Origin of the sequence: Pseudogulbenkiania sp. NH8B, from assembly GCF_000283535.1 — a bacterium.
GTDB classification, from domain to species: Bacteria; Pseudomonadota; Gammaproteobacteria; order Burkholderiales; family Chromobacteriaceae; genus Pseudogulbenkiania; species Pseudogulbenkiania ferrooxidans.
Map to the genome: position 1 here is coordinate 2,693,968 of NC_016002.1, position 13,770 is coordinate 2,707,737.

The following is a 13,770-nucleotide window of genomic DNA, read 5'->3' on the forward strand; positions in this document are numbered from 1 at the left end:
ATTTAGCGAATGATGCCCCGCTCCGACAGGCCGAAGAAGCGCACGAACGCCTCCAGCTCGGGGTGGCTGGCCGCTTCGGCGATGATGGCCTGCTTGGCCTCGTCGAGCGACAGGCCGTTGCGGTACAGCGTCTTGTAGGCCTGGCGGATGGAGCGGATCTGCTCCGGAGTGAAACCACGGCGCTTCAGGCCCTCGGCGTTGATGCCGGAAGGCACGGCACGGTTGCCGTGCGCCATCACGTACGGCGGTACGTCCTGCGCCACGGCGCTGGCGAACGCGGTCATGGCATGCTCGCCGATGATGCCGAACTGGTGCACGCTGGTGAAACCACCCAGGATCACCCAGTCGCCGATTTGCACGTGGCCGGCCAGTGTGGCGTTGTTGGCGAAGATGGTGTGGTTGCCAACCTGGCAGTCGTGCGCCAGGTGCACGTAGGCCATGATCCAGTTGTCGTTGCCGAGGCGGGTCACGCCGACGTCCTGCGCGGTGCCGACGTTGAAGGTGCAGAATTCGCGGATGGTGTTGTTGTCACCGATCTCGAGCCGGGTCGGCTCGCCCGCGTACTTCTTGTCCTGCGGCATCGCGCCCAGCGAGCAGAACTGGAAGATGCGGTTGTTCTTGCCGATCGAGGTGTGGCCCTCGATCACCACGTGCGGCCCGACCCAGGTGCCGCTGTCGATGGACACGTTGGGGCCGACGATCGAATAGGCGCCGATCTCGACATCCGGAGCGACCCGGGCGTTCGGGTCGACGATAGCGGTGGGATGAATCGCCATGGTCACACCTCGCGCTTGGCGCACATGATCTCGGCCTCGCAGGCCACCTGACCGTCCACCAGGGCACGCGCCTTGTACTTGGCGATGCCGCGCTTGGAGGTCAGTTCCTCCACTTCCATCACCAGCTGATCGCCCGGCACTACCTGGCGCTTGAAACGGGCGTTGTCGATGCCGACGAAGAAGTACAGCTCATTCTCGGCGCGCTCGCCCTGGCTCTTGATCGACAGGATGCCGGCCGCCTGGGCCAGTGCCTCGATGATCAGCACGCCCGGCATCACCGGATACTGCTCGAAGTGGCCGACGAAGAAAGGCTCGTTGATGGTCACGTTCTTGAGCGCCTTGACACGCTTGCCCGCCTCGAACTCGACCACGCGGTCCACCAGCAGGAACGGGTAGCGGTGCGGCAGGTATTTCATGATTTCACGTACGTCGACGTTCACGGCATGCTCAGTCATTATTCTGTTCCTTGCTGTCTTTCAGGGTCTTGATCTCGCGTTCGAGTTCTTTTACGCGTTTGACGAGATCGTCGAGATGTCTCAGGTGAACGGCGTTGGGCAGCCATTCCTTCATGGTGGAAAGCGGGTAGGACGAGGCGTAGTTGTCCGGCTTCTTGATGCTCTTGGACACCAGCGTGCCACCACCGATATGGGTGCGGTCAGTCACCTCGATGTGGCCGACGAACATCGCCGCACCGCCGACGGTGCAATAGGCCCCGATCTTGGTGCTGCCGGCGATGCCGACGCAGCCGGCGATCGCGGTGTGCTCGCCGATCTGCACGTTGTGCGCGATCTGCACCAGGTTGTCGATCTTGGCGCCCTTGCGGATGATGGTGTCGGCCATGGCACCGCGGTCGACCGTGGTGTTGGCGCCGATCTCGACGTCGTCCTCGATCACCACCCGGCCGGTTTGCGGAATCTTGAACCAGTGGTCGCGGGCCCAGGCCAGGCCGAAGCCGTCCGCGCCGATCACCGTGCCGGAGTGGATACCGACGCGCGAACCGATCAGGCAACCGTGATAAACCGTGACATTGGGGTGCAGCGTCACGTCGTCGCCGATCACCACGCCATCGCCGATCACCACGCCCGGCAGGATGCGGCAGCGCTGGCCGATGGTCACATCACGACCGATGCTGACGTTGGCGCCGATCTCGCTGGAGGCATCGATGCGGCATCCCTCGCCGACCACCGCCGAGGCATGGATGCCGGGACGGGCCGGCGGGGCGGGATGGAACAGCGTCGCCACCCGGGCAAAATAGAGATAAGGGTCGTCGGTCAGGATCAGCGGCCCGCCATAGCCGGTTTCTTCGACCAACTTGGGCGACATGATGAGCGCGCTGGCTGCGGTCGTCTCGAGCTGACGCCGGAACTTGGCGCTGGCGAGAAAACTGATTTCGCCCGTCTTGGCGTCCTCCAGCGGAGCCAGGCGTTCGACCAGGCAATCGTCACCACGCAGCTCGCCACCGAGCCGCGCCACGATTTCGGAAAGGGTGTATGCCATCAAAAACAAAGCCGACCCGGGGCCGGCTTCTCCGGAAAATAGAGGGAATTACTTGTCCAGTTCCTTGAGGACCTTGGCAGTGATGTCGTACTTTGGATTGACGTACACCGCGTCCTGCAGGATCAGGTCGAACTGTTCGCGCTCGGCGATCTGCTTGATGGTACGGTTGGCACGCTCCTGCACAGCGGCGAACTCCTCATTGCGACGCAGATTGAAGTCCTCCGCCAGCTCGCGCCCCTTGGCCCGGTAATCGCGGTCGAGTCCGGCCAGCTCGCGCTCGTACTTCTTGCGATCATCCAGCCCCAAGCCGCTCTTGCCCAGCAGCGTTTCCAGCTGCTTGGCACGATCCTCCATCTTTTTCAGCTCGGTACGTCGGTCGCTGAACTCCTTCTCCAGCTTCTTCATCACCTGCTGTGCCGGGGCCGCCTCGCGATATACCCGCTCGGTGTTGATGTAGCCCAGCTTGAACTCGGCGGCCGTCGCAGCGAACGAAGCGGCCGCCACGGCGCAGGCGGCAAGCAAGCGAACAGTTTTCATCTTCATATGCGGACTCCGCTCAGAACACCGTCCCCAGCTGGAACTGGAAGGACTGCTTCTTGTCGCCCTCTTCCTTCTTCAGCGGTACGGCGTAGCTGAATTTCATCGGCCCCATCGGCGACAGCCAGGTCAGCGCCGCGCCAGTCGAATAACGCAGCCCATCGCTCGGGGTAGAACCGGACACATTGCTGTCCCACAGGCTGCCGACGTCGAAGAACACGCTGGTGCGTACCGACTTGTTGTCGCGCATGCCCGGGAACGGGAACAACAGCTCGACGTTGCCGACCATCTTGGTGGTGCCGCCGAGGAAGTCGCCGTTGGTGTCCTTGGGACCGATACTGCCGGTCTCGTAGCCCCGTACCGAGCCCAGACCACCCATGTAGAAGTTCTGGAAGAACGGCAGGGTCGCGCTCTTGCCGTAACCGTCGGCATACCCCACTTCGCCATTCAGCATCAGGGTGAAGGTCTTCGACAGCGGGAAATACCAGGTCTGCTGATGGCTCAGGCGATAGTATTGCAGGTCGAGGCCCGGCAGGCCGATATCGACCCCGGCGCGCAGCACCGCGCCACGCGTCGGCCACAAGGCGCTGTCGCGGGTATCGCGCGACCAGCTGATGGTGGACAACAAGGTATTGGCGCTCTTGCCGTACTTGTCGACAAAGTCGAGGTAGCGCTGCGGGCTGTCACTAAAGGTAGTGATGGCGGTCTGCTCCACCCCCAGGCTCAGGTTGATGCGGTCGAACTCGGTGATCGGCACGCCGAACTTGGCCGCGGCACCGGTGGTACGCGTCTTGTACTTGGAGACGTTGTCTTCCTGGGCATCGTAGGTGCGGGTGTACAAGTTGTAGCCCAGGCTGACACCATCGACCGTGAAATACGGGTCGTTGAAGGCGATGCTGGCGCTCTTGTTGACCTTGCCGGTGGAAATGCCGGCCGACAACGACTTGCCGGAGCCGAAGATATTGCTCTGCGACACACTGCCGGAGAACACCAGGCCCTGGCCCTGCACGAAGCCGATACCGGCCGAGATGCTGCCGGTCGGACGCTCCTTCAGGTTGATGTTCATGTCGACCTGGTCCGGGGTGTCGGCCACCGCCGGGGTTTCGACGTTGACATCCTCGAAGTAGCCCAACAACTCGACCCGTTCCTTGCTGCGCTTGATCTTATCGGAGGCGTACGGCGCACCCTCGAGCTGGCGCAGTTCGCGGCGCACCACCTCGTCACGCGTCTTGGTGTTGCCGGCGATATTCACGCGGCGAACGTAGGTCTTGCGGCCCGGATCGAGGAACAGCGTGAAGGCCACCTGACGCTTCTCGCGGTCGATCTCCGGCAGCGCATTGACGTTGGCAAAGGCGTAACCATCGTTACCCAGCCGGTCGCTGATGGCAGTTACCGAATCGTTGACCTTCTCGCGGCTGAACACGTCGCCAGCCTTGAACTGGATCAACTTGCGCAACTCGGCTTCCGGAACCTTCAGGTCGCCAGCCAGCTTCACATCGGAAATGGTATAGCGCTGACCTTCGTTGATATTGATGGTGAGGAACATGTCCTCCTTGTCGGCGCTGATCGAAACCTGGGTCGAGTCGATGTTGAACTCGAGATAGCCCTGGTTCTGGTAGAACGCCTTGAGCTTCTCCAGATCGCCGGACAGCTTCTGCTTGGAGTACTGGTTGTCCTTGGTGATCCACGACAGCCAGTCACCGGTGGTCAGCGAGAACTGACCCAGCAGCGTATCCTGATCGAACGCCTTGGCGCCAACGATGCGGATTTCCTTGATCTTGGCTGTCACGCCCTCGACGATGTCCAGGGTGACGGCGACGCGATTACGCTCCAGCTTGGTCACGCTGGGGGTAATTTCCACCGAGTACTTGCCGCGGCTGTAGTACTGTCGCTTCAGCTCCTGAACGGCACCATCCAGCAGGCCCTGATCGAACACGCGGGATTCGGCCAGACCGTTTTCCTTCAGCGCCTTCTTGAGCTGGTCCTTGTCGAATTCCTTGGCGCCGCTGATATTCAGCTGGGTGATCACGGGGCGCTCGATGACGGAAACGATCAGAACATCGCCCTGCGCCTCCATCCGAACGTCATTGAAAAAACCGGTGGCAAACAATGCCTTGATCGCTTCTTTGGCCTTCTCGTCGGTAAAGGTATCGCCCACCTTGAGCGGCATGTAGTTGAATACCGTACCGGGTTCGGTGCGCTGCAAGCCCTCGACACGGATATCCTTGACCACGAACGGCTCGGCCGCCATGGCAGCAGACATGGAAAACAGACCGGCAATCGCCGCTGCAACGAGTTTGATTCTCATCGGTTTGTTCTAACCCCCAAAAAGGCGGCTGATGTCGTTTAGCAAGGCAAATGCCATCAACGAAGCCAGCAAGGCAAAACCTATTCTTTGCCCGAGTAACTGCGCCCGTTCACTGACCGGGCTCCCCTTAATCAACTCCGCCGTATAATACATTAAGTGTCCCCCATCCAGAATGGGGATGGGCAGCAGGTTCAATATGCCAATGCTGACACTGATCAGTGCCAGAAATTCAAGATAGGCGTCCAATCCTTGGCGTGCAGTCTGGCCGGCCACACTGGCGATGGTGATTGGTCCGCTCAGATTGTTCCACGATGCCTGGCCGATCAGCATGCGCCCGAACATGCGCAGGCTCAGCACGCCGTTGGACCAGGTCTTTTGCAACGCCATCCCCCCCGCTTCGGCGACGTCCGGATGCAGCTCGTAACGCAGCGTCGCAAGCCAGGCGGCATCCACCGCCGGCGCCGCCCCGATCCGGCCGACAAAACCGGTGGGGGTTTCGACTGAATCCGGACGCAACGTCACTTGCCGACGCTCTTGGCCCCGCTGAAACGCCAGGGAAACCTCTTTGCCGGGGCTGTTGTGCACCATTCCGACCCACTCGGCCCAACCACGCAAGCTGCGGCCGTCGGCGCTCAGCAAGAGGTCGCCGGCGCTTAGCCCGGCTCTTTGCGCAGCCCCACCCGGCTCAATGGCCCCCAACACCAGGGAATAGCGCACCGGCAATATGCCGATCTGGCCATTGCCGCCGGTTTCAGACCCGGCCTTCACCACACGGTTGAGACGCTGCCCGGCGACGGTTTCCACTTGCACCGTCAAGGGCTCGCTGGCATCGCTGCTGCGGTCGAGCAAGGCCAGGCTGATGTCATTCCATTGGGCAACAGGCGTACCGGCAATCGACAGAACCCGGTCTCCCGGCTGGAACCCGGCGATGGCAGCAGGACTCTCCGGCACCACCGTGCCCACCAGCGGCCGGTACAGGGTCAGACCATTGCCGATCACCACCCAGTAGAACAAGGTGGCGAGCAACAGGTTCATCACGGGCCCCGCCACCACGATCAACATGCGCTTGCCGACCGGCTGCCGGTTGAAGGCGCGCGGCCGGTCTGCCGGGGCCACGATCCCCTCGCGCTCATCCAGCATCTTCACATAGCCACCCAGGGGAATCGGGCAAACCGCCCACTCCGTCTCCCCCCATTTCACAGTGAAGAGCGGCTTGCCAAAACCGATCGAGAAACGCAGCACCTTCACTCCGCAACAACGAGCGGCGGCATAGTGACCCAGTTCATGGAAAGTGACCAGAACGCCGATGGCCAGGAGGAAGGCGAGGATGGAAATCATAGTGGCAGCAGTGCCTCAAGGGATGAGCGGACCTCTCGATCCTTCTCCAGCAACGCATCCAGCGTAGTACTGGCGGACAAGTCGAAGCGGCCGAGGGCCTGCTCGACCAGTTCAGGAATACCCATGAAGCCTATCTTTCCGTCCAGGAAGGCTGCCACGGCAACTTCGTTGGCCGCATTCAACACCGCCGGGGCATCGCCCCCGCTACGCAGCGCCTCAAAGGCCAGCTTCAGGCAAGGGAAGCGCTCCAGATCCGGCTGTTCGAACGTCAGATTGGACAAGGTAAAGAAGTCGAGTGAGGCCACACCGGCGTCGATCCGCTCCGGCCACGCCATGGCGTAGGCGATTGGAGTGCGCATGTCGGGCGACCCCAGCTGGGCGACGACCGAACCGTCGCGGTATTGCACCATGGAATGGATGACACTCTGCGGGTGCACGACCACGTCGATGTTATCGGCCGGCGCATTGAACAACCAATGCGCCTCGATGACCTCCAGCCCCTTGTTCATCAACGAGGCGGAGTCGACGGAAATCTTCTGCCCCATCACCCAGTTCGGATGCTTGCACGCCTGGGCCGGGGTAACACAATGGAGTTCTGCGGACGACAACTGCCGGAACGGGCCGCCCGAGGCGGTCAGGATGATTTTGCGCACCCCGGCTTGCTCCAGCGAACCGAGGTAACCATCGGGCAAGGACTGGAAAATGGCGTTGTGCTCGCTATCGACCGGCAACAACGCGGCACCACCCTCGCGCACAGCGCTCATGAAAAGCTGCCCCGCCACCACCAAGGACTCCTTGTTGGCCAGCAAGATACGCTTGCCCGCACGGGCAGCTGCCAGCGCCGACGGCAGGCCCGCCGCCCCGACAATGGCGGCCATCACCATGTCCGCCTCCGGCAAGGTGGCGACCATCTTGAGGGCATGGGCACCGGTCAGTACCTCGACCGGCAGGCCGGCTTCATTCAGCCGCAAGCGCAGCGCGCTGGCTGCCTGCTCGTCGACCATGACCGCGAAGGCGGGACGAAACTGCCGGCACTGTTCGAACAGGCGATCTACCTGCCGGTGGGCTGCCAGCGCCACCACGCGGTAGCGCTCCGGGTGTCGGGCAACCACATCCAGCGTGTTCGTGCCGATGCTGCCGGTTGCCCCAAGTACTACGATTCCTTGAGGTTTCATCAGTTTGGCGATTTGGAGCCTGTTATGGACCAGCTCGCGAACTGCAGCAAGCATCCGGTCTGGATGCAAGAGGCGGTCGCGCAGGTCGATGTCATTGATTGGCCAAGCGCCGTAACGCCACAGGCGGCGCACAGGGCGCGTGGCCCTTCGGGTTGGAGCAAAAAAAGCTTGCTCCCCGCTTGCGGTGCCCGCACAGCGGCGCAGATCACGCCTTGCCCCTGCTGATTCTTAGCCGCCAACGCGGTCGTGATCACGCCAATAGCAGGTTACAGCCCACTCAGCACACGCAAGGCATTGCTCACGGCAAGCACGGCGATAAGACTATCGATACGATCATAAACCCCACCATGACCGGGAAGCAGTTGGCTACTGTCCTTGAGGCCAGCGGCGCGCTTGAACCACGACTCCAGCAAGTCTCCGGCAATGCTGACAGCAGTCAGGGGAAGAGACAAGAGCAGCAGGCTCCATGGTGACAGACCTAGATGCAGCCAGCCCAGTTCATTCACCAGGAAAACATAAGCCGCCGTCGCCACCAGCGCGCCATAGACCCCCTCCCAGCTTTTACCGGGGCTGATCGACGGTGCCAGCTTGCGCCGGCCGAACGCCTTGCCGGAAAAATAGGCTGCGATGTCCGCCACCCAGACCAACCCCATGATGGCCAAGAGCTGCTGTGCCTGTGCCACATTGGGTTGCGGCCGCCATTCGAGCAAGGCGAACCAGGCCGGAAACATCAGCAGCCAACCCAACAGCCGGGCACCCCAGCCGTTTCGGACCACCCAACGCCGCGACAACCACAGCGGCACCACCGCCAGCCAGAAAGCCAGCACCAGAAGGTGTAGCCACGGCATCGCAGTGACCCGGCCAAACCAAGCCCCTGCCGCAAGCAGCGTCGAGATCGCCAGGTAGAGCCATTGGCCAGTACCGGCCATGCCCACCATCCGGCTGTACTCCCACAGTGCCAAGCCAACGACCAGCCACGAAAAAGCGGCCCATAACGGGGCCGAGAAGAAGAACAGTGCCGCCAGCATCAAAGGAAGCAGCACCAGTGCGGTCAGCACGCGTGTTTTCAGCATGGAGTCAGTCCCGGCGCAACGAGGCAGGCAGTTGCTCGCTTGTCCGGCCAAAGCGACGCTCGCGGCACCGATAGGACTGCACGGCCCCTTCCAAGGCCTGCTTGTCGAAATCGGGCCACAACAGATCGGTGAAGTACAGTTCGCTGTAAGCCAGCTGCCACAGCAGGAAATTGCTGATGCGCTGCTCGCCACCGGTACGGATGAACAGATCGGGCTCCGGGGCATAGGCCATCGACAAGCGACCAGCCAGCGCCTCTTCGGTGATGGCGGTAGCCCCCTCCCGAATCAGCCGGTTGACAGCCTGCAGCATGTCCCAGCGCCCACCGTAATCGGCGGCGATGGTCAGCACCAGGCCACCGTTGGCAGCCGTGCGCGCCTCGGCTGCTTCAATGCGTTCCACGATGCGCGGGGCAAAACGGGAGCGATCGCCGATAACCTTGAGGCAGATATTATTGGAATGCAGCTTCTCCACCTCGTTCTCCAGCGCACCCAGGAAGAGGTCCATCAGAAACGAGACTTCGTCCTGCGGGCGGCGCCAGTTTTCGGTGGAAAAGGCAAACAGGGTCAAATACTCGACCCCCAGGTTCTGGCAGCCCGAAACGACCTCACGCACCGCGCTCAGGCCTTTCTTATGGCCGGCAACACGGGGCAGAAAGCGTTTTTTGGCCCAGCGTCCGTTGCCATCCATGATGATGGCAATATGGCGCGGCACCGGGCGGACTTCAGGAATGGAACTAGTGGAACTACCGAACAAGTCGTTCCCCTTATACCGCCATCAGATCGGTTTCTTTGGCGGCAAGGGCTTTGTCGACTTCGGCAATGTACTTGTCGGTCAGCTTCTGGATGTCATCCTGGCCACGGCGCTCGTCGTCCTCGGTAATCGACTTGTCCTTGAGCAGGTTCTTGAATTCATTGTTGGCGTCGCGGCGGATATTGCGTACGGCGACACGGGCACCTTCAGCCTCGCCACGCACCAGCTTGATCAGATCCTTGCGGCGCTCTTCGGTCAGCATCGGCATCGGCACGCGGATGATCTCGCCCATCGAAGCCGGATTCAGGCCGAGATCGGAATCACGGATGGCCTTTTCGATCTTGCCCAGCATACTCTTTTCCCACGGCTGGACACCGATGGTGCGGGCATCGATCAACGTGACGTTAGCCACCTGGTTCACCGGCACGTCGCTACCGTAGTAATCCACCATGACATGATCCAGAATACCGGTGTGCGCGCGGCCGGTACGAACCTTGGTCAGGTCGTTCTTGAAGGCTTCCAGCGACTTCTGCATTTTCTGTTCGGCCGATTTCTTGACGTCGTTAATCATGTCAACTCCATGGATACTTGGAAAAACAAGGCGGAAAGCGGCTGCTGCCGTTTCCGCCTTTTTACTATTCGGTAAGGCTCAGCAGTGTACCAGCGTGCCTTCGTCTTCGCCAAGCACTACACGCTTGAGAGCGCCGGCCTTGAAGATGCTGAACACCTTGATGTTGAGGTTCTGATCCCGGCACAACGCAAAGGCAGTGGCATCCATCACCTTGAGGTTGCGCGAAATCGCCTCGTCGAAGGTCAGCGTCTGGTAGCGCTGGGCATCCGGGTTCTTCTTCGGATCGTCGGTGTACACCCCATCCACCTTGGTGGCCTTGAGCATGATGTCCACGTTCATTTCCATGCCACGCAGCGCTGCCGCCGTGTCGGTGGTAAAGAACGGGTTGCCCGTACCGGCCGCGAAGATGACAACCTTGCCCTCTTCCAGATACTGCATGGCCTTGCCGCGCACATACGGTTCGGCGATCTGCTGCATGGTCAATGCCGATTGCACCCGGGCCACCAGACCCACCTTGGTCATGGCATCCTTGAGGGCCAGCGCGTTCATCACGGTCGCCATCATGCCCATGTAGTCGGCCGTGGCACGATCCATACCGGAGGCCGCCGGCGCCACGCCGCGGAAGATGTTGCCGCCGCCGATGACGATGCCCACCTCGATGCCCAGATCGACCACCTCCTTGATCTGCCCCACGATTTGCTCGATCGTGGCGCGGTTGATCCCGTAGCTATCGTCGCCCATCAGGGCCTCGCCCGACAGTTTGAGCAAAATACGTTTATAGGCAGGAGCTTGGCTCATAGTCACCTCGGTGGCAGTTTTTCAATCAGTCAATTTGCAAAACGGCACCCTGCAGGCAGGGTGCCGTTCTAATCAGTCCAGATGTCCGGACTTACAGCTTGGCGGCGGCAGCCACTTCAGCGGCGTAGTCCACTACCTTCTTCTCGATACCTTCACCCACGACGAACATGGCAAAGGCTTTCACCGAGGCGGATTTCTCAGCCAGCAGCTTCTCGACGGTCTGGTCCGGGTTCTTCACGAACGGCTGACCCAGCAGGGTCACTTCGGCCAGGTACTTGTTCACGCGGCCTTCCACCATCTTGGCCACGATGTCAGCCGGCTTGCCGGATTCTGCTGCCTGGGCGGTGTAGATCTTGCGCTCTTGCTCCAGGGTTTCAGCCGGAACCTGATCCTTGGACACGCAGATCGGCTTGGAAGCGGCGATGTGCATGGCGATGTCCTTGCCCAGACCTTCGTCGCCGCCGTTGAAATCAACGATGACGCCGATCTTGGCACCGTGCAGGTAGGTCGCGATCTTGCCTTCGGTTTCGTAGCGAACGAAACGACGAATGGTCATGTTCTCGCCCAGTTTGGCGATCGCGGCCTTGCGGATTTCTTCAACGGACAGACCATCCACTTCAACGGCGGACAGCGCTTCAACGTCGGCCGGATTGGCAGCAACGACAGCCTTGGCCGCAGCGGCAGCCAACGCCAGGAAGGTCGGGTCTTTGGCAACGAAATCGGTTTCGCAGTTCACTTCCACCAGGGCGCCAACGCCGCCTTCGATGAAGGAACCGATGATGCCTTCGGCCGCCAGACGGCCAGCCATCTTGGAGGCCTTGTTGCCCGACTTGATGCGCAGGATTTCTTCGGCCTTGGCCAGATCGCCTTCGGCTTCAACCAGCGCCTTCTTGCACTCCATCATGCCAAGGCCGGTAGCAGCGCGCAGGTCCGAGACCATTTTTGCGGTAATTTCCGCCATGCTTGAAACTCCTTAACAGTATCTTTATTACGTAAAGCGGTACGGGTTCAAAAAAAGGGGCTTACGCCCCTTTCTCAGGTCCGTGCTTACTCGGCTTGAGCCGGTTCAGCGGCAACGATTTCCTGCAGCGACTGTGCGCGGCCTTCCAGCACGGCATCGGCGATGCCGCGGGCGTACAGGCGGATGGCGCGATTGGAGTCGTCGTTACCCGGAATTACGTAATTGATGCCTTCCGGCGAGTTGTTGGTATCAACCACGCCGATCAGCGGGATGCCCAGCTTCTTGGCTTCAACAACGGTACCCTTCTGGTAGCCGGTGTCGATAACGAAGATGGCGTCCGGCAGACCTTTCATGTCTTTGATACCGCCCAGCGAACGCTCCAGCTTCTCAACTTCGCGCTCGAGGTCCAGCAGCTCTTTCTTGTTGTAACCGGTGTCGCCGGAGCTTTCCAGGATGGCACGCTTTTCTTCAAGACGCTTGATGGACTGCTTCACGGTCTTGTAGTTGGTCAGCATGCCGCCGAGCCAGCGGTGATCGACGAACGGCATGCCACAACGGGCTGCTTCTTCACGAACAATCTCACGCGCCTGACGCTTGGTACCCACAAACAGGACGGTACCCTTGTTGGCAGCCAGGCGACGTACGTATTCCTGAGCTTCAACGAACAGCGGAAGGGTCTTTTCCAGGTTGATGATGTGGATCTTGTTGCGGCTGCCGAAAATGTACTGAGCCATTTTCGGGTTCCAGAAACGGGTTTGGTGGCCGAAGTGAACGCCGGCTTCCAGCATCTGGCGCATGGTAACGTTGGTGGTCATGCAAAACTCCTAAAGGGTTAGGCCTCCATTCGCGCGCAGAATCCTGTCGGACACCCTTTCGGCGCGAATGTGCGTAGTAAAAACCCTGCGAAATGCAGGGCGCGCAGAAGTATAGCACCGTGGGCAGAGTCAGCTCAAGCCGCGGGCTCTTCGTTCTCGGCCTCTGCAAGCGCAACCTTCTTGCGCAAACGACGCCGCACCAGCCGCGTGAACAATAGCCCGGGCAGCACTGCCAGAAACACGATGATGAAGGCCATACGGACGGGACTTTCCTGCACCACCGCCATCATCAGCACCACGTAGAGCCAGCCGATCAGAATGAGATACATGTGAAAGCAACCGTCCTGGTCAGGATGAACAGACGCTCATTCTAGCGTGGACAAGCGTGCCAGCGTATCTTGCCGGTAGAAAGCCACCAGCTGCCGGTACACGGCCGGGTAGTCTTCGGCCAACCCCTGCGGGCATTCGAAGAACGCCTCGCTGAGCACCGCGAAGAATTCGGCCGGGCTTTCCGCTGCGTAGGGATCGAGCCAGCCCTCCTCCGCCATTTCGCCTTCGCGCTCCAATTGCTGCTGAAAATCGGCATAGGCGGCAGCCCAGGCCTGCGACCATTGTTCTCGATTCATACCCTTGTGCAGCGGCGGAAAACCGTTGGCGTCGCCGTTGAGCATATCGAGCTTGTGGGCGATTTCATGGATCACCACGTTCCAGCCGTCACGACCGGTGGAGCGCTTCACATCTGGCCAGGACAAGACGACCGGCCCATCCAGTCGTGCCTGGCCAATCAGCACGCTGTCACCTTCATGGACCACGCCCCCTGGCGCCATCCAGTGGTCGCGCACGACAAAAGCGGACGGGTACAGCACCACTTCTTCCCAACCGTCCAGCGCCTCCTTGCCGAGGTTCATCACCGGCAGCGCCATCTGCAACGTGACCGTTGCCACCATCGCCGGCGTCACCATCAAGCCGGCGGCCCCGCTAAAGGCTTTGCCACGGGTAAAAACCGCCGCCAGCGCGACCAGCTGGGTGAGCTCGGCATGGCTCAACCCGGCCAGCAGCGGCATGCGCGCGGCCCGCTGCCGCAACTGGGCAAGCTCGGACTCGGCTGCGGCCCTTCGGCCAAAAAAACCAAAAACCATGAAACTCTCACGTCATTCTCACGTCACTTCA

The 13,770-nt window shown here is 60.9% G+C and carries 15 protein-coding genes; all 15 read right to left on the reverse strand.

The features are described 5' to 3' along the window. Positions 1 to 2 precede the first annotated feature (2 nt). The 15 genes from lpxA to NH8B_RS12435 all read right to left on the reverse strand — a co-directional run bounded on the left by lpxA (position 3) and on the right by NH8B_RS12435 (position 13,739). Positions 3 to 776, reverse strand: coding sequence for an acyl-ACP--UDP-N-acetylglucosamine O-acyltransferase (gene lpxA / locus NH8B_RS12365; RefSeq protein WP_008953653.1), 774 nt, complete (start codon positions 774 to 776; stop codon positions 3 to 5). Positions 777 to 778: 2 nt separating this feature from the next. Continuing rightward, positions 779 to 1,231, reverse strand: coding sequence for a 3-hydroxyacyl-ACP dehydratase FabZ (fabZ, locus tag NH8B_RS12370; protein ID WP_014087617.1), 453 nt, complete (start codon positions 1,229 to 1,231; stop codon positions 779 to 781). Next, the gene (gene lpxD, locus NH8B_RS12375) at positions 1,224 to 2,273 is read right to left on the reverse strand and encodes a UDP-3-O-(3-hydroxymyristoyl)glucosamine N-acyltransferase (protein ID WP_014087618.1); all 1,050 of its coding nucleotides are present in this window, start codon (positions 2,271 to 2,273) and stop codon (positions 1,224 to 1,226) included. Before lpxD ends, fabZ begins: the two co-directional genes overlap by 8 nt. A 48-nt stretch (positions 2,274 to 2,321) precedes the next feature. Further along, positions 2,322 to 2,816, reverse strand: a complete 495-nt coding sequence (locus NH8B_RS12380; protein WP_008953650.1) for an OmpH family outer membrane protein — start codon at positions 2,814 to 2,816, stop codon at positions 2,322 to 2,324. 13 nt (positions 2,817 to 2,829) lie between these two features. Continuing rightward, a complete protein-coding gene (gene bamA / locus NH8B_RS12385) occupies positions 2,830 to 5,118 on the reverse strand; it encodes an outer membrane protein assembly factor BamA (RefSeq protein ID WP_014087619.1) in 2,289 nt (762 codons plus the stop codon). Positions 5,119 to 5,127: 9 nt separating this feature from the next. Next, entirely contained in the window at positions 5,128 to 6,456 is a 1,329-nt protein-coding gene (gene rseP, locus NH8B_RS12390; RefSeq protein WP_014087620.1) for an RIP metalloprotease RseP, read from the reverse strand. Beyond that, positions 6,453 to 7,631: a 1-deoxy-D-xylulose-5-phosphate reductoisomerase gene (gene ispC / locus NH8B_RS12395; protein WP_041702961.1), complete on the reverse strand. Its 1,179-nt coding sequence runs from the start codon at positions 7,629 to 7,631 to the stop codon at positions 6,453 to 6,455. The genes rseP and ispC overlap by 4 nt, the downstream gene beginning before the upstream one ends. Before the next feature lie 266 nt (positions 7,632 to 7,897). After that, positions 7,898 to 8,704, reverse strand: coding sequence for a phosphatidate cytidylyltransferase (locus tag NH8B_RS12400; RefSeq protein ID WP_014087623.1), 807 nt, complete (start codon positions 8,702 to 8,704; stop codon positions 7,898 to 7,900). A 4-nt stretch (positions 8,705 to 8,708) separates the two neighbouring features. Continuing rightward, a complete protein-coding gene (locus NH8B_RS12405) occupies positions 8,709 to 9,458 on the reverse strand; it encodes an isoprenyl transferase (protein ID WP_014087624.1) in 750 nt (249 codons plus the stop codon). A gap of 10 nt (positions 9,459 to 9,468) precedes the next feature. Then, complete coding sequence (gene frr / locus NH8B_RS12410; protein WP_008953644.1) at positions 9,469 to 10,026, reverse strand: ribosome recycling factor; 558 nt, start codon at positions 10,024 to 10,026, stop codon at positions 9,469 to 9,471. A gap of 78 nt (positions 10,027 to 10,104) precedes the next feature. Further along, positions 10,105 to 10,824, reverse strand: coding sequence for a UMP kinase (gene pyrH / locus NH8B_RS12415; RefSeq protein WP_008953643.1), 720 nt, complete (start codon positions 10,822 to 10,824; stop codon positions 10,105 to 10,107). 91 nt (positions 10,825 to 10,915) lie between these two features. Next, the gene (tsf, locus tag NH8B_RS12420) at positions 10,916 to 11,785 is read right to left on the reverse strand and encodes a translation elongation factor Ts (RefSeq protein WP_008953642.1); all 870 of its coding nucleotides are present in this window, start codon (positions 11,783 to 11,785) and stop codon (positions 10,916 to 10,918) included. A gap of 86 nt (positions 11,786 to 11,871) precedes the next feature. After that, positions 11,872 to 12,600 (reverse strand): 30S ribosomal protein S2, encoded by a 729-nt coding sequence (rpsB, locus tag NH8B_RS12425; RefSeq protein WP_008953641.1) that lies wholly within the window; start codon positions 12,598 to 12,600, stop codon positions 11,872 to 11,874. 134 nt (positions 12,601 to 12,734) lie between these two features. Continuing rightward, positions 12,735 to 12,929, reverse strand: coding sequence for a hypothetical protein (locus NH8B_RS12430; protein ID WP_014087625.1), 195 nt, complete (start codon positions 12,927 to 12,929; stop codon positions 12,735 to 12,737). A 36-nt stretch (positions 12,930 to 12,965) separates the two neighbouring features. Further along, positions 12,966 to 13,739 carry a M90 family metallopeptidase gene (locus tag NH8B_RS12435; protein ID WP_041702963.1) on the reverse strand — a complete coding sequence of 258 codons (774 nt, stop codon included), beginning with the start codon at positions 13,737 to 13,739 and terminating at the stop codon, positions 12,966 to 12,968. Between the last annotated feature and the right edge of the window lie 31 nt (positions 13,740 to 13,770).